General features: G+C 41.7%; 26 protein-coding genes and 1 pseudogene. 7 read left to right on the plus strand and 20 right to left on the minus strand.

Translation table 11 applies throughout. From position 1 onward, the window contains the following. Positions 1-318: 318 nt before the first annotated feature. Together AR335_RS13905 and AR335_RS13910 are read right to left on the minus strand one after the other, a co-directional pair. Positions 319-1,230 carry an IS3 family transposase gene (locus tag AR335_RS13905; RefSeq protein ID WP_062236778.1) on the minus strand — a complete coding sequence of 304 codons (912 nt, stop codon included), beginning with the start codon at positions 1,228-1,230 and terminating at the stop codon, positions 319-321. Beyond that, positions 1,227-1,532 carry a transposase gene (locus AR335_RS13910; protein ID WP_062236781.1) on the minus strand — a complete coding sequence of 102 codons (306 nt, stop codon included), beginning with the start codon at positions 1,530-1,532 and terminating at the stop codon, positions 1,227-1,229. The genes AR335_RS13905 and AR335_RS13910 overlap by 4 nt, the downstream gene beginning before the upstream one ends. 92 nt (positions 1,533-1,624) lie before the next feature. On the opposite strand from AR335_RS13910, the gene AR335_RS24120 reads away from it, so the two are divergent. Then, a complete protein-coding gene (locus AR335_RS24120) occupies positions 1,625-1,783 on the plus strand; it encodes a hypothetical protein (protein WP_156418975.1) in 159 nt (52 codons plus the stop codon). A 421-nt stretch (positions 1,784-2,204) separates the two neighbouring features. Here the strand turns inward: AR335_RS24120 and AR335_RS13915 are convergent, their stop codons facing one another. The 5 genes and pseudogenes from AR335_RS13915 to AR335_RS13930 form a co-directional block, all read right to left on the minus strand. Beyond that, complete coding sequence (locus tag AR335_RS13915; protein ID WP_062236784.1) at positions 2,205-2,780, minus strand: 5' nucleotidase, NT5C type; 576 nt, start codon at positions 2,778-2,780, stop codon at positions 2,205-2,207. 10 nt (positions 2,781-2,790) lie between these two features. Then, on the minus strand, positions 2,791-3,891 hold the full coding sequence (gene ribD, locus AR335_RS13920; RefSeq protein WP_062236786.1) for a bifunctional diaminohydroxyphosphoribosylaminopyrimidine deaminase/5-amino-6-(5-phosphoribosylamino)uracil reductase RibD: 1,101 nt from the start codon (positions 3,889-3,891) through the stop codon (positions 2,791-2,793). Next, on the minus strand, positions 3,884-4,642 hold the full coding sequence (locus tag AR335_RS13925) for a GTP cyclohydrolase II (protein WP_062236789.1): 759 nt from the start codon (positions 4,640-4,642) through the stop codon (positions 3,884-3,886). Before AR335_RS13925 ends, ribD begins: the two co-directional genes overlap by 8 nt. Positions 4,643-4,879: 237 nt before the next feature. Then, positions 4,880-5,038, minus strand: a pseudogene (locus tag AR335_RS24125) (sulfite exporter TauE/SafE family protein); the annotation flags it as partial. Between the two features lie 103 nt (positions 5,039-5,141). Continuing rightward, complete coding sequence (locus tag AR335_RS13930; RefSeq protein ID WP_082683504.1) at positions 5,142-6,560, minus strand: SpoVR family protein; 1,419 nt, start codon at positions 6,558-6,560, stop codon at positions 5,142-5,144. 145 nt (positions 6,561-6,705) lie between these two features. Here AR335_RS13930 and AR335_RS13935 point away from each other — a divergent pair, with 145 nt between their 5' ends. Both AR335_RS13935 and AR335_RS24130 read left to right on the plus strand, forming a co-directional pair. Further along, the gene (locus AR335_RS13935; RefSeq protein WP_053355606.1) at positions 6,706-7,413 is read left to right on the plus strand and encodes a DUF421 domain-containing protein; all 708 of its coding nucleotides are present in this window, start codon (positions 6,706-6,708) and stop codon (positions 7,411-7,413) included. A 31-nt stretch (positions 7,414-7,444) separates the two neighbouring features. Then, the gene (locus tag AR335_RS24130; RefSeq protein ID WP_156418976.1) at positions 7,445-7,705 is read left to right on the plus strand and encodes a hypothetical protein; all 261 of its coding nucleotides are present in this window, start codon (positions 7,445-7,447) and stop codon (positions 7,703-7,705) included. Here AR335_RS24130 and AR335_RS13940 read toward each other — a convergent pair. After that, the gene (locus AR335_RS13940) at positions 7,680-8,003 is read right to left on the minus strand and encodes a YnfA family protein (RefSeq protein ID WP_053355607.1); all 324 of its coding nucleotides are present in this window, start codon (positions 8,001-8,003) and stop codon (positions 7,680-7,682) included. The two genes, AR335_RS24130 and AR335_RS13940, sit on opposite strands and share 26 nt — an antisense overlap. Positions 8,004-8,179: 176 nt before the next feature. On the opposite strand from AR335_RS13940, the gene AR335_RS25220 reads away from it, so the two are divergent. Further along, positions 8,180-8,311 carry a hypothetical protein gene (locus AR335_RS25220; RefSeq protein ID WP_255357579.1) on the plus strand — a complete coding sequence of 44 codons (132 nt, stop codon included), beginning with the start codon at positions 8,180-8,182 and terminating at the stop codon, positions 8,309-8,311. 39 nt (positions 8,312-8,350) lie between these two features. Here the strand turns inward: AR335_RS25220 and AR335_RS13945 are convergent, their stop codons facing one another. From AR335_RS13945 to AR335_RS13970, 6 genes are read right to left on the minus strand one after another with little or no spacing between them, the layout of a single operon-like run. Further along, entirely contained in the window at positions 8,351-8,782 is a 432-nt protein-coding gene (locus AR335_RS13945) for a hypothetical protein (RefSeq protein WP_156418977.1), read from the minus strand. Between the two features lie 10 nt (positions 8,783-8,792). After that, complete coding sequence (gene corA / locus AR335_RS13950) at positions 8,793-9,749, minus strand: magnesium/cobalt transporter CorA (RefSeq protein WP_053355610.1); 957 nt, start codon at positions 9,747-9,749, stop codon at positions 8,793-8,795. Between the two features lie 30 nt (positions 9,750-9,779). Next, positions 9,780-10,907, minus strand: a complete 1,128-nt coding sequence (locus tag AR335_RS13955) for an MGDG synthase family glycosyltransferase (RefSeq protein ID WP_062236796.1) — start codon at positions 10,905-10,907, stop codon at positions 9,780-9,782. A 24-nt stretch (positions 10,908-10,931) separates the two neighbouring features. Beyond that, positions 10,932-11,510: a DedA family protein gene (locus AR335_RS13960; protein WP_053355612.1), complete on the minus strand. Its 579-nt coding sequence runs from the start codon at positions 11,508-11,510 to the stop codon at positions 10,932-10,934. A gap of 1 nt (position 11,511) precedes the next feature. Then, entirely contained in the window at positions 11,512-12,225 is a 714-nt protein-coding gene (locus AR335_RS13965) for a polysaccharide deacetylase family protein (protein ID WP_062237114.1), read from the minus strand. A 2-nt stretch (positions 12,226-12,227) separates the two neighbouring features. Continuing rightward, positions 12,228-12,779 carry a Chromate resistance protein ChrB gene (locus AR335_RS13970; protein WP_062236798.1) on the minus strand — a complete coding sequence of 184 codons (552 nt, stop codon included), beginning with the start codon at positions 12,777-12,779 and terminating at the stop codon, positions 12,228-12,230. Positions 12,780-12,909: 130 nt separating this feature from the next. Between AR335_RS13970 and AR335_RS13975 the strand changes: the two genes are divergently transcribed. Further along, positions 12,910-13,302, plus strand: a complete 393-nt coding sequence (locus AR335_RS13975; protein ID WP_234293300.1) for a YkvA family protein — start codon at positions 12,910-12,912, stop codon at positions 13,300-13,302. A 57-nt stretch (positions 13,303-13,359) separates the two neighbouring features. Here AR335_RS13975 and AR335_RS13980 read toward each other — a convergent pair whose 3' ends face one another. The 4 genes from AR335_RS13980 to AR335_RS13995 all read right to left on the minus strand — a co-directional run bounded on the left by AR335_RS13980 (position 13,360) and on the right by AR335_RS13995 (position 17,514). Next, on the minus strand, positions 13,360-14,727 hold the full coding sequence (locus tag AR335_RS13980; protein ID WP_369795821.1) for a TrkH family potassium uptake protein: 1,368 nt from the start codon (positions 14,725-14,727) through the stop codon (positions 13,360-13,362). Positions 14,728-14,798: 71 nt separating this feature from the next. Next, complete coding sequence (locus AR335_RS13985; RefSeq protein ID WP_305585545.1) at positions 14,799-15,683, minus strand: YitT family protein; 885 nt, start codon at positions 15,681-15,683, stop codon at positions 14,799-14,801. Between the two features lie 129 nt (positions 15,684-15,812). Continuing rightward, positions 15,813-17,078 carry a cation:dicarboxylate symporter family transporter gene (locus AR335_RS13990; RefSeq protein ID WP_062236801.1) on the minus strand — a complete coding sequence of 422 codons (1,266 nt, stop codon included), beginning with the start codon at positions 17,076-17,078 and terminating at the stop codon, positions 15,813-15,815. Between the two features lie 199 nt (positions 17,079-17,277). Beyond that, a complete protein-coding gene (locus AR335_RS13995; RefSeq protein ID WP_062236811.1) occupies positions 17,278-17,514 on the minus strand; it encodes a DUF2642 domain-containing protein in 237 nt (78 codons plus the stop codon). A 186-nt stretch (positions 17,515-17,700) separates the two neighbouring features. On the opposite strand from AR335_RS13995, the gene AR335_RS14000 reads away from it, so the two are divergent. Both AR335_RS14000 and AR335_RS14005 read left to right on the plus strand, forming a co-directional pair. Further along, entirely contained in the window at positions 17,701-18,024 is a 324-nt protein-coding gene (locus AR335_RS14000; RefSeq protein WP_062236814.1) for a hypothetical protein, read from the plus strand. A 78-nt stretch (positions 18,025-18,102) separates the two neighbouring features. Then, positions 18,103-18,696 (plus strand): YitT family protein, encoded by a 594-nt coding sequence (locus AR335_RS14005; protein ID WP_062236817.1) that lies wholly within the window; start codon positions 18,103-18,105, stop codon positions 18,694-18,696. A 49-nt stretch (positions 18,697-18,745) separates the two neighbouring features. Here the strand turns inward: AR335_RS14005 and AR335_RS14010 are convergent, their stop codons facing one another. Both AR335_RS14010 and AR335_RS24975 read right to left on the minus strand, forming a co-directional pair. Beyond that, positions 18,746-20,089, minus strand: coding sequence for a hemolysin family protein (locus AR335_RS14010; protein ID WP_062236820.1), 1,344 nt, complete (start codon positions 20,087-20,089; stop codon positions 18,746-18,748). Between the two features lie 83 nt (positions 20,090-20,172). After that, a complete protein-coding gene (locus AR335_RS24975) occupies positions 20,173-20,391 on the minus strand; it encodes a hypothetical protein (protein WP_053355621.1) in 219 nt (72 codons plus the stop codon). Between the last annotated feature and the right edge of the window lies 1 nt (position 20,392).

A 20,392-nucleotide genomic window follows, 5' to 3' on the forward strand; every position in this document is an offset into this window, starting at 1 on the left:
ATGTTTCTAAAAAAAATAAAAAAAGGGTGTCCAAAAGACGTATAAAACGACGACTTTTTTAGGACAGCCAAGTAAAAATTCGCAAATAAGTTATTCTTTTTCCTTTTTGGGCCTGAATGTGTGGGTTCCAGGGAGTTTAATGCGCTTCGGAGTGTGTTTGGTTGGAGTTTATAGGGCAATTGGGCGCCTGGTGGACTTCTGTCAATAAAATAGACATTAACTCGCCTATTTTCGGCGTATTATTTCCTCCTTTTTGATTTCCCTTACTCCTCGTTTCTGGCTGTACTCATAGGGATTACAAGATTTAAGGGGTATCTTCTATGCAGACTTTGAGCGTCTGTTTTTGGCGTCTTGATTTTGCGCCTCTTTATACGCCAGTTCATACTCATTTGGAATGGCGTATCCAAGAGAGGAGTGCATTCGTTTATCATTGTAAAATTCTACGTATACCTTCACAGCTGCGATGGCCTCCGCCTTCGTTGTAAAAACAAATTTGTGGAGGTATTCTTTTTTCATGGATGGGAAGAAGGATTCAGCACAAGCATTGTCATAAGGGGTGGCCTTTTTGCTCATACTGATTTTCGCTTTGGACTCCTTTAGCTCTTTAATATAGTTTTCAGAACAGTATTGAGAGCCTCTGTCCGAGTGATGGATCCAACCTTTATCTGGTTTGCGTATCCTTATTGCTTCTCTTAATGCCTTTAGGGGCAAAGTGTGCTCCATGTGATCGTCAAGGGCGAAGCTTATGATTTTCCGACCAAACAAGTCCAGAATGGGGTTAAAGTACAGGGGACCCTCCAGGGTCCGTAAGTACGTAATATCCGTTACCCATACTTTGTTGGGTGCCTCTGGATTAAACTTTCTGTTGAGATGGTTTCTATATGTGCGCTTAGAGTGATTGGAATCCGTTGTCGCGATAAACTTCTTCGGAGAAGTTGCGTATAAATTTAAGGCTCTCATGCGGTTAGCCACCGTTTTGGAAGAAACATTTATCTGATCCGCCTCCATTAACTTAAGGTGGATTCGAGGGCTGCCGTACGCACTTAAGTTATCATGAAAATGAAAGCGGATTCGTTCATCCACTTTCTTTTTCCACAGTTCTCGCTCCGTTTCCTCGCGCCTTAAACGATTAACGTATAGATAGTATCCAGAAGAAGACACACCAAGGATTCTACACATCAACACTATGGTGTGTTCACTGCGATGAGAATGAATAAATTCAAACTTCATTTCTTTTCCTGCGTGAAGATGTGCATGGCCTTTTTTAAGATCTCTACCTCTTCCTGTAATTCAAGATGATTCTTTCTTTCAGCCTCATACATTTCCTTATATTCTGTAGCCGTAAGCAGTTGGCTTCGGGCAGACTTTTCCGCTTCTTTTTGTTTCTTCCGATACGCGGAGACCCACTTTTGGAGGGTATCATAAGGGATATCTAACCTTTGGCAGACATCCGTCATTTTATGTCCATCAAGTACAATCTGTTTGGTCACAAACTCTTTAAACTCCGCTGAATACTTACCATATTTCCTCAAGTAAAACACGTCCTTTTACTGGTTGATCACGATTAAAACATACGCCAATGTCCGTGTCCACTTTTTATACTAACTTTACTTGAGGGAATAATTTGGCGCCTGAACAGAATAATCGGGCGGCATCCATTTTTACCCTCTCATACATGATCAAATATGATCTATCGACTCCCAAAAATAAAGGGGCTGTCCAAGAAGTCTGTAAGCTGTTGATTTCCGTTCCAGGCTGCTCGCTTTCCGCGGGCGTGCGGTGAGCCTTACCGGCGTGAACGCCTACTTTTTGGTGCAAGCACCGGCGGGAGTCTCACCTGTCACGCCAGTCCCGCAGGAGTCTCGCATCTTCCACTTCAATTAACTTTTCATTGAAGATTTTTCAAGCCAAAAAGGGGCTGCCTGAAGGTCAATTTTCGACTTTCTGGACAGCCCCTCCCTTTTCTCTGCTTCTTATAAAGCTGAATCTGTTGTTTCCACCCTGGCTTTGCGGGCTACACTGCATATCAAACTCTCCTTCAATCCCGTTCCTGGCCAGAACATGGAATTTACTGGCCGAACTTACTGATTTACTGGCCAAACTCTAAAAATACTGTCCAAAACTCAACTTTTACTAGCCAATGCTTGATTACGGTAAACTAGCCACCCTGCAACATGCCCTTAAATCAAAAAAGAACAGCAGATTTATCTGCTGTTCTTCTCCATTAGAATCTCTTTCAATTCTCCCCAGTCTGTGACGCGTTCGGCTTTGTAATGCCTGTTATACGACTGGTCCTTCACAAAGATCTTCAGTGTATCGCTGGACAGTGTCTCCAGGACTCTTGGTTTATCATCGAAATAATAATCCAAACCTAACTCTTCGATGATTTTTACCTTTTCATGGTCCTTCATCCCGCAGAAAAACTTTTCTTCCTCTACTGGAAAGCCTTGCTGAATCATCCATTCCATTGTACGCTCGGCATGTTCTCCGGGACGGGCAGTAATGTAATAGATTTCATGGCCCTGCTGATGAAGCTCCTGCAGCGTTTCTACTGCCTTTGGATATGGAGGACAGGATGTAAAATATATTTCTTCGAGCGACCTGTTCCACATCTCTTTGCCCTCCTGATCACTGAGGCCGAACGGATGATGAATCTCCACCGTTTTCAATTCCTCAAAAACATCCAGTGCAATCTTTTGATTTAATTTCTTATTGTAAATGGAAAACGCGTAGCCTCTTAAATTAATCAATGTATCATCTATATCAAAACCGAATTTCATGTGACTCTCCTTACTTCCCCTGATACAACGGGTAACCGGTGAATTTAAAATCTTTGCCTGTTTTTTCGACGCTCAAATCCTGCAGTTCAACCGCATCACTCATCTTTTCGATGCCCGTTCCTTCAAGAAAAGTAGGCGCAAGGCTTCCGCCCACCAGTTTGGGTGCCATATAAACCACCATTTTATCAACGAGCTGATGTTGAAGGAAAGACGCGATAACGGCTCCTCCCCCTTCGATCATAAGTGATGAAACGAGCTTTTCTCCGAGCAGGTCAACGACTTCTACAGGGTTCACCTGATCGCCGGGGCTTTTTGTTACAAAAACAGAGACCCCAGCATTTTCAAGCTCTTTTCTTTTCTCTGCACTGGCGCGCTCGGTCGTAAAGATCCACGATTCTGCTTTGCCGTCCTGAACAACCTTTGATTCAAGCGGGATTCTTAACGTTGAATCAAGGATTACCCTGATCGGATTGCGGCCGTTTGGAATCCTTGTTGATAACTCAGGATCATCCTTGATCACCGTATTGACACCGACAAGAATGGCCATGTTTTCGTTACGGATGTGATGAACGTCTGTCCGTGCTTCTTCCGACGTAATCCACTTGCTGTCTGAAGTGTAGGTAGATATTTTGCCATCAAGTGTAACCGCTGATTTAGTCGTTACGAACGGCCTCTTCTGGACGATAAATTTGTTGAATACTTCATTCATGGTTTGCGATTCACGCTCAAGAACACCAGTTATGACCTCTATACCCGCTTCTTTTAAAATGGCGACGCCTCTGCCTGAAACGAGCGGATTGGGGTCGAGACTTGCGATCACTACCGTTTTAAGACCGGCTTTCACAATGGCTTTGGCACATGGCCCTGTCCTTCCGTGATGAGAGCAAGGTTCAAGGGTAACATAAATCGTTCCTCCTATTGTCCTCTCACCCGCCATACGGATCGCATGAATTTCAGCGTGTGGTTCACCCGGCTTTAAGTGTGACCCAATTCCAACGATTCGGTTATCATTAACGATGACCGCTCCGACCATGGGATTGGGATCCGTTTGGCCCTTCATCGCTCGTGCGTTATCAAGTGCCAGTCTCATATAAAATTCATGATTAGCCATTTGGGCAGCCTTCTTCCTCTTTTAAGTGTCCGGAGCGGGCTATCTTTGTATTCAGGTAAGTCTCATTAAACTCTGAAACATCTCCCCATAATGGTGTCCGACCTGACAGATGCATGCCTGAGTTTTTTAAGGCCTCCAGCTTTTTAGGGTTATTTGTAATTAACGTGACGGGTTTTTTACGCAGCGCTTTTAATACATCTATAGCGTCCTCATAGTTCCTTGAATCATCGACGAATCCTAAGTTCAGGTTGGCTTCTACTGTATCGTACCCGTTTTCCTGAAGAACGTAAGCCATCGCTTTTGAGAATAAACCGATGCCCCTTCCTTCGTGATTGGCAAGGTAAAAGAGTGCGCCAGTTCCATGTTCCTTAATCATCTGCATGGATTGCTTTAATTGAAATCCGCAGTCGCAGCGTTTGCTTCCGAAAATATCTCCTGTATGGCAGATGGAATGCATGCGAATTAAGGCATCTTCATTGTATTCAAAGTCTCCGTACACCAATACGCTTGACTGCTGGTATTCGGCCAGGTTGTCAGAAGACAATTTTTCAATAATTTTTTCGTAATCATCCGTAATTTCATCTCTTTGAAGCCAGCAATACCATTGAAAGACAACTGTTTCCCCGTAGAGGTTCACAGGCAGTCGAATCGGTCCGACCAAATAGATGCCGCCCCCTTCAGGTGTTTTGATCAGCTGAATTTTATCTTCAAGTATGGAAAGAACTTTAGATTCAAGTTTAGATTGTTCCATTATGTTTAATCCCCTTTTATATGAAACAGATGTTTGCTTTAAATTTTATCATTCTGTTTTCTTATTTTGCAAAGCTGACTGACTGACTATCCCAATTAAAGGAATGTTCTTATGTATTATATACTACCAACAAATAAAAAGTAAGTAGGTATTAAAAAGTATTGAACAAAAAAACCGCCCTTTTAATAAAAGACGGTTTTCTATCATGTCATTAAAATATCAATCCATATTTTTAATGCTGTTGCGATGATCAGCACTGCAAGGATATACTGCAGGAAACACTTGTACAGCGACAATGCCTGAAACATGATGTGCCGTAAATCCGGCAAATCCCAACAAGGAAGGAATGTACAATAGGATGGGATAATTTATAATCGCTCCGCCTATGCCCAGCATACCTGAAATAAAAGAGCCGATGAATCTCTATTTTTTAATTACATAACTTAAAAAACTTATACCATCCAAAAATGGACTGCCATCTCCCTGGCAGCCCATTTTTTTATAGATATTTCCGATGCACACTCTTCCCGTCATAAGTAAACAAAACAGGCTTCTCTTCAATTTTCGTCTCGATATGCACGGGTCTGCCCCACAGCTGGTTCACATAAGGCAGTACTTTCTCCAAATATTTCACATCCAGCTCGATTCCTTCGAACCAGTGCTTCAAGTACAGCTCGCCATTTTTCAGGTAATCCCCATCGTTTACCGTAATATAAGGAAAGCCGCCGTTGACGCGCATGCCGACTAGCTGGTCGCGCACGCCTTCCCAATCTTTATCCACGACCTTGTAGTCCCTCCCCTGCTTTTGGAAAAGGTACATGTCTTCACGCTGACAAAGATCCTTCGTCAAGTAGTTGCGGATGAAGGACATATCTGATTCCAGTTCACGGACTTCAAACATCTTCTCACGGCCTGATCCTGGTTTTACTCCCTGCTTGAGCAATTCTTCATCCGGATCATTATACCGTTCTTCGATGTCCTTAAAAATCTGCAGCCCCATATAGTATGGGTTGATGGAGGTTCTTGACGGCTGAACAACCCCCGCGTTCAATTTGGCAAACTCAATGGTCTCATGAGTGGTCAGATCCATCTCCTGGAGAATTTTAGCGTGCCAGTAGCTGGCCCAGCCTTCGTTCATGATTTTCGTTTCGAGCTGCGGCCAGAAGTAGAGCATTTCTTCTCTCATCATGGAGAGAATATCGCGCTGCCAGTCTTCAAGCTCTCTGCTGTATTCTTCAATAAACAGCAGGATATCTTTTTCTGGCTGAGGAGGAAAAAGCTTCTTTTTTACATTGGATGTCTTTTCATGACTGCTTTTCGGTTTATCAATGTTCCAGAGATCATCGTAAGGCGTTTCTCTTTTTACAATTTCCTCTTCTTCTACATCTTCAAGGTTATAATTCAGCCGATTTCGCATAATGGACGGATCAATGTGTTCTTGTATGGCGAGTACAGCATCCAGGAATTCCTCGACCTCCCGTTTTCCATGAACCATTTCATAGTGAGAGACTCTTTCTGCTGTGGCCGTCATGCTTTCTACCATATCCCTTCTCGTGTTGGAGAAGCGGACATTGTTTTTAAAGAAATCACAATGAGCAAGAACATGGGCGATAATCAGCTTGTTCTGGATCAAAGAGTTCGTATCCAGTAAGAACGCATAGCATGGGTCAGAGTTGATCACTAGCTCATAGATTTTGCTTAATCCCAAATCATATTGCAGCTTCATTTTGTGGAATTGTTTCCCGAAACTCCAATGAGAGAACCTTGTCGGCATACCATACGCGCCGAATGTATAAATAATATCCGCAGGGCAGATTTCATAGCGCATTGGATAGAAATCAAGGCCAAAACCAGAAGCAATTTCAGTAATTTCCGAAATTGCCATTCCAAGTTCTTTATTTTGCTGATCCCAGGTCAAGATTGTTCCCTCCTCTATTATCTCTTTCTTCAATTTATGATGGAAAAATTGATTTCATGAGGAAAGGACAAAAACTTATGTGGCCAAGTATGAATATTTGTCTTTTCTGTCCATAATATTTGTACGCTTAAAAGAGGAGACACTTATGGAATTTTTTTATCGAGCATTCATGATATTTCTGTTTGGCTATTTGTTTTTAAGATTTACGGGAAAAAAGGCTGTATCTCAAATGCACAGTTTTGACATGCTTTTTATCTTGATTATTGGCAATGTGATCAGTCAGCCGCTTCAAAAGGACAGTGTTTGGAAAGCTCTTTTGTATACGTTTATGATTGTGGTGTTTTATAAAATTTTCATGTGGATTTCTATGAATAATAAATTACGGTGGATTCTTTATGAGAGCCCGACTGTCCTAATCCGCAACGGGGATATTGACCGGAAAGGCCTGAGAAAAGTACGTCTCCCGGTTGATGAACTTCTTGCACAATTAAGAGTACTGGGCTACACGGATACCCGGAATATTGCACTGGCCGCGATGGAAGACAACGGCCAGATCAGCGTCATCCCAAAAGCCAATTACAGGCCTGTACAGCCCGGGGATTTAAAAGTAAAAGTGAAAAAGGAATTTATCCCTATTCCTGTCATCATGGATGGCCAGATCATCGACCATAATCTAAAATACCTTAAACTGGAGAGAGACTGGCTGTTAAAGAGAGTAAAGCAAAAAGGAGCGGAAATACAAGATATTATTTTAGCGACCATTACAGATTCAGGAACGCTTCATATCGATACAAACAATCCGCACAACGAGGATAAAGGTCCCTATTCCTACAAACCCGGAGAGGATAATTAAAAAAGGGGCTGTCCAAGAAGTCTGTAAGCTGTTGATTTCCGTTCCAGGCTGCTCGCTTTCCGCGGGGCGTGCGGTGAGCCTTACCGGCGTGAACGCCTACTTTTTGGCGCTAGCGCCTGCGGGAGTCTCACCTGTCACGCTAGTCCCGCAGGAGTCTCGCACCTTCCACTTCAATCAACTTTTCATTGAAGATTTTCAAGCCAAAAAGGAGCTGCTGAAGGTCAATTTTCGACTTTCAGGACAGCCCCTTTTTTATGTAAACGAAATTAACTTCTTGGTGCCCAAAGAATAATCGAGACTCCAGCGATGCAAACCAGTGCTCCGATCCAATCGTAGATGTCTGGCACTTTCCTATCCACAAGCCATCCCCAGAGAACAGATAAAACGATAAACACACCGCCATAGGCAGCATACACTCTTCCAAAACTCGGGAAATTCTGAAGCGTAGGAATAATGCCATATAGTACAAGAATTAGACTCCCGGCAATCGCATATCCAATCGGCCTGTTCTCTTTGATTGTAAGCCAGACCAGGTATCCGCCTCCGATTTCAGCCAGTCCCGCGAGTATAAACAAAATTGCAGCCTTCATGCTTGTCTCCTTCCATATCACTCGTTTCTCAATTATCCATGAATCAACCGTTCAGCACCAGCATGACATAAAGTCTGCCCTCATTTCGAATATAGTAATGGATTTTAATAGAATGAATGTTTAAAAAGCAAATTAGCGTGGGATATTACATTATGACTAAAGGAGGTTTCACTCAAATGTCCTTTTTATGCAGTGTACTTGGAGTTTTGGGAATCGCCTTATGCAATGAGATTAAGCATTCCTATATAAAAAAAGCAAAAGCGAAACCGGCAAAACGCCGGCTTCAGACAAAAAAATCAATCGTATAAAACAAGCAGCCCACCCTGTCATTCAGGGTGGGCTTTCACCTATCTACTTTCATGTTGATTCTCTACTAGTCCTCTCAGGACTTCAAAGAAAATCTGGCCGTCATCCACACTCAGATGGACAGTATCCACTTGTTTTGTGAACCCGAATACCATTCTAACGGTCTCAGGCTTGATCAGCTTAATCTCAAAAGCCGGCTTTTCCTTGGAGAACTCCTGTAATACAGCATCAAATGTCCGCTTATCCTCAACTTTGGTTAATGGTTCAGGTCCAGTGTACCGCTCTATACTTCGAATGTTAGAAACAGCTATTGTTAATGATTTTGCAAGGCCAGGCTGTAAGACCAATTCCTTTTCGTTAAGAACAAAAGGACAGGACCTGATCGCCTGGATATCTCCAAGAAAAAGCAGGATCGTATACACATTGAGAAGCAAAAAGGCCCAGGCTGCCAGTCCACTCCATTGCATAAGCAAATCGATTTATCTATTCTTGATCAAACCATCCCTTTTTTCTAAACCAAAAATACATGCTTAAGCCTAAAGCAGTCATGCATCCAAGGATGATAAAGTACCCATTATGCCAGTTAAGCTCGGGCATATACCGAAAGTTCATGCCGTAAATTCCTGCAATAAACGTCAACGGCATGAAAATGGTTGTGATGACTGTCAGTGTTTTCATAATGTTATTCATTTTATAGGAATTAAGTGATATATAATTATCACGGATATCCGAGGTCATTTCCCGATTGGAATCAATCATCTCGCTTAATTTTATGAGGTGGTCATAAATATCATGAAAGTAGGCCTTTTTATGCTCAGAGATCATAAACCGTTTAGATTCCAAGATGCGGTACATGAGATCGCGCATAGGAAAAATAGATCTCCGCACTTTCAGCAAATCACCTCGTACATCAAATGTCTGCTGGATTAAAGAGTGTTTGTTCCCTCTCTCATAGTTGTTCTCAATATCAAGCAGATGATCCTCGATATTTTGAACGATTGGAAAGTACGTATCAACGATCTTATCCATAATTTTATGCCCAACTTCAATCGGGCCGATGGCAGAATAATCACGAACCGACTGAAAATAGTTCCAGGTGGAATCCAGCTCTTTCAATTCATCGAAATGAAAAGAAACGATAAAATTTTCTCCAATAAAAAGGTCCACTTCTTTTGCTGAAAGAGAATGGGAATCCAAAGCATGCATAACAAAAAAACTATAGCCTTGATAATACTCCAGTTTAGGGCGCTGAAGGAACTGGAGACAGTCCTCGATCGCCAGGGGATGGAAGTGAAAAAGAGTACTGAGAAGCTTGATTTCCTCTTCACCAGGATGAGTGAAATCTACCCAGTACCATGCGATTTGATCGTCTGATAATGATTCAATGGATGGTTGCAGCAAAACTTCGTGATCTTTTGTGACAGCCATTATTCTAAGCATTTCGGTTTTTCCCCCGGTTACTTCAGTCTATTAAACGGGCTGCATCTGCAGCATCGTGTTCTCATTAAGCAAATTTAAAACCACTTCATATGCGCTTTTTTCTTTATGGTTCTCAAAATAGCTCATTTTGCGCAGGATGCCCTTTACTTCAGGCTCATTTTCTAATACAGAAGCGATCTGTTCTTCGAATGGTTTTTCCTCGTTGAGCTGAATGATTAAGTTTTCACTGATCAGCTTTTTCAGGTTGATCTGTTCCTGGCCCGGCAATGCGGAATGAACAAAAATAGGCAGTCGTTTCTTCAAAGCCTCACTGATGGTAATACCGCCCGGCTTTGTCACAATGGCATCAACCTGTTCGTACAGATGGTTCATCTCTGTACGGGTGGAAATATACCCCTTCGGCCTGATGTTAGGATGATTCCACGAAGACAGTTCTTTATATAGTCTCTGATTTTTTCCGCAGAGAACCGTATACCGGTAATTGGAGTCCTCCTTGATCTGTTTAAGAAATCCTTTGATCTTGCCAAGCCCGATGCTACCGCCTGAAATCAGGATGTGCTTCTTCAGTACCGGACGCCAAGAGAAATAAGCTCTAATATCTTCATTAACAGGTATTCCTGTAATAATGATCTGATCCCTTTCAATCTGGTGTCTGGCGACAAGTTCTTTTTTCATTGAAGAATCGCTGACCAAATGATAATCGATCCCTTTTTTTCCCCAGATGTCATTAATAAAGAAATCAGTATACACGTTAACGACCGGAACCTGGATCAGTCCCCTTTTCTTCAGGCGGTTAATAATTGCTGAAGGGAAACAGTGTGTGCATACGATCACGTTCGGTTTCTCTTCCCGAAGCATGCGCAGCATCTTGTGTTCAAAAAGGAGCAATTGATGGGGCAAAGCACCCCTTTTCTTAGCCGGAGTGTACATCACGTGATGATAGATCCAATCATACGTTTTAGGCATGGTATGAATCCATTTTAAATAGGTCGTTGAAATCACTTTCTCTAGCGGTTTATTCCAGTAGCTCAAAAAGTCAATTTTCTTGCAGATAATATGCTCATCGCTGCTCTGCTGTATCGATGACATTAAAGCATCAGCAACTTGATGGTGACCAGAAGGCATTTGGAACAAAGGCAAAAATAATATTTTTTTCATAAAAAACCCTCCCCTACAAACCTTCTAAATCCTGTTTGCAAATTTCTTTCTAAATACTGTTATCAAAAATAAGAGCAAAGCCGCTGCAGCAATCCATGGCAGGTACTTCAATTTAATCTGATCACCAAAAAAATAGCCAATGCTGACAAAGGTAGTTGTCCATAATGCACTCCCAATGAGCGAAAGCAGGACGTAACGATAAAAGGAGTATCGGCTGATTCCCGCAATATAAGGAGCAAGCTGGCGTAGTCCAGGCAGATAGAAACCAAATAAAACAGTCGTCTGCGCATGCCGATGAAACCGTCCCTCGACCACTTTCCATCGATCCGGTGTTATTTTTATATATTTTCCGTATCGTTCAATAAAAGGCAGACCGAGCTTTCTGCCGATCCAGTAGGAAACGAGCATCCCTGCAAACGTACCGAAAAAAGCATAAAGAAGACTGGTCCCAAATGCAAAATGGCCTTTTGCGACGAGCACTCCAATCAGAAACATAAACGATTCTTCAGGGGCAGGAATACCTACGATTCCACAAAACAAAACGATAAGAATAATCCAATGCCCATAACTTTGCAAATAAGATATGACGCTGTCTAGACTCATATTAACCTCGTTCATTGTTTTTCTTAAGTTCTTCAAGTGACACAAACCTGTACCCCTTTTGCTGCGCAAACTCTAGAAATTCACGCAGAGCTTCAAGCATAACCGCCGGTGCCTCATCATCCGCTCCCGGATTGTCTCCGCTATCATGAAGCAGATAGATCCTTCCCCCACCAAGATCTTTTTTCAGCCGTTCTGCCAATTTTTCTTTTCCCAGTGATGCCTTCCAGTCTTCATTAATCGATGACCACATAATGGTCTTGTACGCCCTTGAAGCAGAGAGTGAAAAAAGATTAAAACGGCCCCAGGGCGGGCGATAATACATCGGGGCATTCCCTGTAATTTTTTTTATCGATTGAGCACAGCCTGATATTTCTTCACGCAGGCGATGCGGAAGTAAAAACCAGCTGTTTGAATGAGTCTGGTGGTGAATTCCAACAGCATGTCCTTCTTTACTCATCCGCTCTACCAGATGAGGATACCTTTGTGCCCGTTCTCCTACGACAAAAAAAGCAGCTGATGCATGGTATGACCGCAGAAGATCAAGCAGCTTCTCAGTGTAGACGGGGTGCGGGCCATCATCAAAAGTCAGTGCAATCCTGAAATCCTTATCTCCGGACTTCATAATACGTAACGAGAACGTCCTGATCAAAACAGTTGGCAAAATGCCATAACACAGGAAAAGCAGCAAAAAGAGAGAAACAATTAATACGATCATCATCATTCCCCGTGATAAGCTCCCTCAAGCTCATAGACTGCTTCTGAAAAAGAATACAGCTTTTCTTCACATCTCTTCAGGCATTCTTTAGAATGGAAGGAAAGCTCATGTTTGAAATAATCTCTCTTCATGATCTTTCTGTGCCACCTTTTCAAGCGCATGAGTTCCATTTCATTTTCTTCGATGTCGCCAAATTGATCCTGGCCTGTTTTGATTTCGTCTTTGATACTTTGCAAGAAGCGGCTGCAGCTTTCAAGCAGTTCCTCATACTCCATAGCTCTCTGCGCATTAAACAATTGTATGAGTTCTTGCTGTGAGTAATGAGAGAACTTTACGATCTCAACCATAAAAGACTCTCCGCGGTGCTCACCAATCAACGTTCTTAATTTAGCCAGCTTATTTTCAATATCGGGTGTTTTGGGCACCAGACATACTGATTGCTGGATATACAGCACACCAAGTGCTTTTAAATTCCTCCAGATCCTTACTCTCAGAGTAGAAGGCTCTGCAGGAACTTTATATGAAAACAAATACCATGTCCTGTTTTCTTCCATAGGGTTCACACCTTATATTATTTAGATATCATGTTGCCATAATAACATAAATAACAATTGTTGCAACAAAAATCGCAACAGTTGTTTCATTTATGGAGAGCTTTTGATATTCCCATCTTTCAAAAAGAAGGTGAAAGAATTGAAATCATTCATTATTAAATGGAAACAAATAGCCAAATCATTCAAACAGAATATCGCTGTATTGTATTTTGCCTATCGGAATCCAAAGACTCCTTTGCCGGCACGCATAGTGCTGCTTATTGTCATTGCCTATGCTTTCAGTCCCATAGATCTAATCCCTGACTTTATTCCTGTAGTCGGTTACCTGGATGATTTAATTCTTCTTCCAATTGGAATATGGTTTGCAATCCGGCTGCTTCCAGCTGAGGTCCTTAAGGATAGCCGAGAAAAAGCAGCCAACCATAATAATACCGGCAAACCTTCCTATTGGATTTCCGGAGTGTTAGTCATCATAATTTGGATTGCTCTGGCATGTTGGCTCTTCTACAAAGTTATTCATTAACTAAAAAAAATAAAAAGAGGAGAACTATTATTAGTCTTCCTCTTTTCAATATGATTTTTACTGACCGATGATTATTTTTTCTTTTGGGTAATGAAAATGCTCCACAACCGTCTTTCCGCGGATAATGAATAGGAAGGAAAGAACGCCGATCCTTCCGATAAACATGAGCACCATAAGGATTATCTTTCCTCCCGTACTCAAGTCAGGTGTAATTCCTAAACTTAGACCTGTCGTCCCAAATGCCGAACATACTTCAAACACAATTTTTTCGATAGGCAGCGGGTCGGTTACTGCCAAAAACAGTGAGGCCGCACTGCAAATCAGAAATGCCACAATCAAAACGATAAAAGACTTCTGAACGTCTTCAGTCATCACTTCTCGGCCAAAAACTTTTATTGAATTCCGGCCTTTTGCATAGAACCATATAGCAAGAAAAGCTACGGCAACGGTAGTTGTCCTGACCCCGCCCCCTACACTGCTTGGCGAAGCGCCGATAAACATCATTGCGCTCAGAAATAGATTCGTGGGTGTTGAAAAATGATTCATATCCATTGTCGAGAGCCCGCCGCTCCTCGTTGTCACCGACTGGAACAGAGAATAGAATAACGTTTCATGCCATGTCTTATCGGCAAGAAAATGTCCTGCTTCAAACACATAGATTCCCACCGTTCCCATTACGACAAGGATAAAAAAAGTGACCGTCGTAATTTTAGTAAACAGCGTAAAGTTATATCGTTCCTTGTATTTCCTTTCGGCTATAAAATTCTTTACTTCGATCAGCACTGGAAAGCCTATAGCGCCAGCTGTAATTAAAATCATGGTCAACAGCTGAATGAAATAATCATCCTTAAATGGAATTAAGGACTGGCCCGTAAGATCAAAGCCCGCATTGGTCGTTGCAGTTACTGATGAAAAGAAACCATGGTATAACGCTTCTTTCCAGGACGGGTAGTACTTTAAAAACAGAAAAGTAAAAAGAACCATACCAATGAACTCAATAATCATAATTAAGCCAAGGATTTGTCTCATGAGGTTTACAAGTCCGGACAGTGTGGACTGGTTTTGATCGGTCATGATTAATTGCCGCTCTCTCATCCCGATTTTCTTTCCAAGCAATATCCACACCGCTGTTCCCATCGTCATCACACCGACACCGCCGATTTGGACGATCATCGCCAAGGCAATGACACCGCCAGAGTTGAAGGTCTCATGTATGGTTACAACCGAAAGGCCGGTGACACTCACCGCACTAACTGCCGTAAACAGAGCATCAACAAACGTCACCGAGACGCCAGGATTGTGAAATGCCGGCAAACTTAATACACCTGTCGCAATGATGACAGAAATAAGATAAAAAAGAACGATGATCTGAACTGAGGTTAAAAAGAATCCTCTTTTGGTTTTATCCTGTTTTACTCCAAGCACAATTTTCACAACCCTGTCTAATCATATATCTTGTTTAAATGATACCCTATTCCAAACCTTGGACAACAGTATCAGTGAATATTTTTCTTTTTAAATCTGCCGCCCTTTACATCATGAATATTTCCCACCGCTAAGAAGGCCGTCGGATCAATATCATTGACGATATTTTTCAGTTTCGCTTCTTCCAGCCTGGTGATTACGGTAAAAATAACTTTTTTATCGTCTCTGGAGTATGCACCTTCCCCATTCAGATAAGTTACACCACGGCCAAGTCTGGCAAGAAGGGCTTCGCCTATCCTCATATGTTCATCACTGATGATCCATACAGATTTAGACTGATCAAATCCATCAATGGTAACATCTATGACCTTAAAAGCGATATAGTAGGCGATCAAGGAATACATAGCGCGGTCCCATCCAAATACAAACCCTGCGCTTGCAAGAATGAAGATGTTAAAGAACATCACCACTTCACCAACAGAAAAAGGTGTTTTAGTATTGAATAAAATGGCTAAAATTTCTGTTCCATCAAGAGATCCTCCATAACGGATGACCATACCGACGCCCACCCCTAAAATAACACCTCCGAATACTGCGGCCAATAAAGGATCATCGGTTAAAACGGGTACAGGATGAAGAAAGGATGTTCCAATAGACATGATAATGACACCGAATAATGTAGAAATGGCGAAGGTTTTTCCGATTTGCTTGTAACCGAGGAAAAAGAATGGAATGTTTAACACGACAAGAAACAAGCCAAGATTCAGCTTTGTTAAATGAGACAAAATAATGGAGATACCGACGATTCCCCCATCAATGATCTGATTGGGAACGAGGAAAATTTCAAGGCCTGTAGCTACGAGCAATGCCCCCAGGGCTATAAAAATTACCCTTTTAAAAAGATTGGTCTTTGTAATTTTCTTATGAGCCGTTTGTTGTTGTTGTAGTGATTCCAACAGCACTCCCCCTCTAGTAATAAGTTTCTCTTATGGTATTTTTTAATTATAGCAGTTTTTTATTGATACTTTAAGCAATAAGCCTTATTAAATGAAAAAAGAAGCTCCTGCTTTTGCAGGAGCTTCTTTTTATGATGCTTGTTTAACTTCATTGATATACGCTTCAGCTTTTTGATTATCAAATTGGCCTTCCCACTTGGACATGATGATCGCAGCGAGAGAGTTACCAACTACGTTAACAGCGGTTCTTGCCATATCAAGGATACGGTCGATACCAGCAATAAACGCTAAACCTTCTACCGGGATGCCAACTGTTCCCAATGTAGCAAGGAGGACGACGAACGATACTCCAGGAACACCTGCGATTCCTTTAGATGTTACCATCAGCACGAGAAGCAGTGTGATCTGAGAGGAGATCGGCATGTCAATCCCGTACATTTGAGCGATAAACAATGCCGCGATAGCCTGATAAAGAGTTGAACCATCTAAGTTAAAGGAATACCCTGTTGGGATAACAAAGCTCGCGATGGCTTTCGGGCAGCCCATCTTCTCCATCTTCTCCATTAATTTCGGAAGAACCGTTTCTGAGCTGGATGTTGAATACGCAAGGATCAGTTCATCTTTTAATATTCTGAAAATATTAAATATATTAACACCCGCAATTTTTGCAACGAGCCCGAGTACCACTATAACAAAGAACGCCATAGTCAAGTACACAAGAATAACAAGCTTGCTTAATGGGATCAAGGATGTAACACCAAACTTGGATACCGTAACACCAATCAGTGCAAAAACCCCGAATGGAGCAAACTTCATGATCTGGTTGGTCACGTAAAACATCGCTTCTGCTGTACCTTGGAAAAACCTCAGAACCGGCTCACCTTTTTCACCAATTGCTGCCACACCAAGTCCGAACATTACCGAGAAGAAAATAATAGCAAGCATATCACCGTGCACGAGAGATTCAAACAAGTTTTGAGGAACGATATTAACGAATGTCTCCGCAAATCCATGTTCACCAGCGGTTTTAGCTGTTTCTACATAACTCCCGATATCTGTTTTGCTCAAATGTTTCATATCTACGCCTGCACCAGGCTTAAAGATATTTGCTACCAACAACCCAACAGCGATGGCAATCGTTGTAATGATCTCAAAATAAAGAATAGTTTTCCCGCCGAGTTTACCCAGCTTTTTCATATCACCTACACCGGCAACTCCGACAATTAGGCTGGAAACTACAATCGGAATGACAATCATCTTAATGAGCCTGATGAAGATATCTCCAATTGGCTGCAAATACTTTTCAATTCCAGGATTGCCGTAAAAAATAGCTCCGACCGCGATACCCAGAATCAAACCGATAAGAATCTGCCATGCTAGTCCAATTCTTTTCATAATGTATATCACCTCTTGTTGTTTGTAATCGTTAACACAATAATCTAATTGTATATTCTTTATAAAATGTTTGTCAAAGTTAATAATTGCTAACTAGATATATTTCTTTGATAAACTAAGCAACAACGCGGTTTTAAACGTCAGAAAAAATTAAAAAACATCCCTGAAAAAGGGATGTTTTTTAACTGTCGAAACCCAGTTAGATCGGGAAAATCGCTACAATCTCGCATATACGGATAACAACGCGGAATGTACAATTGTTTCTTCTTACACGCAGTACGATGACATCCCGGCCAACTGCAACCAATCTTCCGCGGAATGTCTGGTTTACGGTATCTACTTGTACACGTTCGTTAATTAGCGCAATTGCTTCTCTTCTAAACGTATCTCCCCGGCGGCGGCCAAAGCCGTCTCCGCCATCAAAACCAAAACCCATGACTTACTCTCCTTTCATCACCGATTTTATTACCAACCGATGGTACTAATAGTAGATGCAGGAGAAGGTACTTTGGTGTGGACAAACATCACGGGCAACCGCTGATATTTATCGATTAAACAGTTGTTTAAATTTTTCTTTCTGCGGGAAAAATGAATAGATAAACCTGTAGAAGGGATGAGTTCAATGAGACAAGCTGAGTCATTCGATGACATACTTGAATTCTCCAAAACGCATACGTCACAAGGTACAATGTATCTCAGCCAAAAGGAAACATCACCAGGAGGAATTTTGTTCAGTGATGAAGATTCAGGGAAACAGCCATTGGAACTTGAGATCAAACTTCTTTTAATTACGAAAGATGACTCCATTTATTTTTTTAAACGATATATGGAAGAAGAAGAAGAGGAATTTGAACAAACGATGAATCAATTGGAAGAACTAAAAAATCAATTTAGTATAAATATGGTAAACTCCAGTGAGTTTGATTCCATTTTATCCAAAAAATAATACTTAGGCAGTTTTTGTGCAGTAATTGATCCCTGTCCCGCTTCATAAAGTAGTAAAAAGAGGGACAGGAGGCAAATGATGCTTGCAAAGATGACAGCCGTTTTCATCGGCAGTTTTTTAATGGGAATCGGTATTAATGTGTTTATCCTGCCCTTTCATTTATTAGATGGCGGCATGATTGGTATCGGCCTGCTGTTGAAGTATGTGTGGGGGTTTAAGGTAGGAATGACCATTATTCTTCTGAGCATACCGATTTATTTTCTGGTCTGGAAATTTGACCGCAGCTCTTTCATCAACAGTATTCACGGAATGCTCATTTCTTCTTTTGTTATTGATTTGCTCCTGCCTCTCAAGGGATTTATACATCTTCCAGTTATGGAAAGCGCCATCACCGGCGGCTTACTGATTGGCACGGGTATCGGCATTATGCTCAGATACGAAACAAGTACAGGCGGGACGGATCTTCTCGCACTTTTTATTTCTAAACGTTCTTCTCTCAACGTAGGAGTCATCATCTTCATTATTGATGCAGCCGTTATTTTGTCAGGGTTGTATTTTATGGGCAAGGGCATGTTTTTCTACTCTCTCATCACCATCTTATCTGTGGCATTTGCTACAAGTACACTTACACTTATCCATTCCATTTCCATATTTTTAAATCCTAAACCATAAAAAAGTGCCCGCCATCTTATTTAGACAGCGGGCACTTCATATGAATTAGTTACTCTAAATCGGTAACTAATTCAGGGGCTTTTACTGATCCCTCTATATCCTTCGAGATTTCTATTTTACTAACCTCAATGCGTTTGATCTGGTGGCCGTCAATTTCCACTACTTTAAAGATCAAGCCTTCATACTCAATCTCATCCCCTTCAACTATATCGGAGTTTTGAGAAAGCATCCAGCCTCCGATCGTATCGAGATCGGAATCATCAATATCAAGGCCATACAGATCATTCACTTCAGAAATCAGAACTTTCCCATCAAGCACGGTAACTCTAGGGGTCACTTTTAAAATCATCGGGGTTTCATCTGTATCGAATTCGTCCCTGATTTCCCCGACGATCTCTTCAAGTATATCTTCAACTGTAAGCAGACCGGCAGTTCCCCCATATTCATCCATGAGGACGGCCATGTGGACCTGCTGTTTCTGAAGCTTCACTAAGGTTTCCTGAATAGGTATGGTTTCAATCACGGTTAAAATAGGACGCAAGTAGCTCTCCAATGATTTTTCCACACCCGACATCAGGTCATAGAATATTTCTTTTACGTTTACCATGCCAACCACATGGTCTTTATCCTCATCAACGACTGGATAACGTGTATATTTTTCACTCGTAATGATGGAAAGATTTTCTTCAATTGACTTATTAATAGATAAACAAACGATTTCCGTACGCGGTACCATAATCTCTTTAGCGATACGGTCATCAAATTCAAAGACTTTATTCACATAGCTATACTCTGACTGATTAATTTCTCCGCTCTTGTAACTCTCTGAAAGAATCAGCCGAAGCTCTTCTTCAGAGTGGGCCATTTCATGCTCCGAAACGGCAGACAGCCCAAACATTTTTGTTAAAAGCCGCGCACTTCCGTTTAGCACCCAGATGACTGGATACAGGACTCTGTAGAACAAGATCAGCGGCCCTGACAGCATCAGGCTGATCTCCTCTGCTTTTTGAATGGCAAAGGTTTTAGGTGCAAGCTCACCAAGTACAACATGGAGAAAAGTAATAATGGCAAAAGCAAGAATCAAAGTGACCGTTTTAGTAAGCGCAGGACTCAAGCTCAGCTGTTCAAAAACCGGCTGAAGCAAGTGATGGAGAGTACCCTCCCCAAGCCAACCAAGCCCTAAAGCGGTGATTGTAATTCCCAGTTGGCAGGCTGATAGATAACCGTCCAGGTTTAACAGCACTTTACGCACTGCAATGGCTTTTTTGTTCCCCTCTTCTACAAGCTGGTCGATTCTTGTGCGGCGGATCTTTACGATCGCAAATTCAGCGGCCACAAAAAAAGCGGTTAGTACAATCAGTAATGCTACTACGAATAACTTAAATATGTCCAAATAGACTCTTTATTCTCTCGTATAATTGGAGAGATAAAGATGTCACCTCCTGATTTATTTTACTGGATACTTTCGGCGTTCCCTTAAATAAGCGGCGTTTCTCCAATAATCAATAAAAGGCTGTGAAGTAAAGTTGCACGTTCGGCAGGCATATGTTTAACAGCAAGTTTTAATTGCTCCTTGTTTAGCTGTTGAAGAAGGGGCTTTAAATCCTGAACATCTTTTTCAAGTGTGTTGAGCTGCATATCGACTTTTTGCATCGTTTCTGCATACTGTCCCGCATTTTCATTGAATGATGCCATT

Origin of the sequence: Fictibacillus sp. FJAT-27399, from assembly GCF_001510655.1 — a bacterium.
GTDB lineage: Bacteria > Bacillota > Bacilli > Bacillales > Fictibacillaceae > Fictibacillus_C > Fictibacillus_C marinisediminis.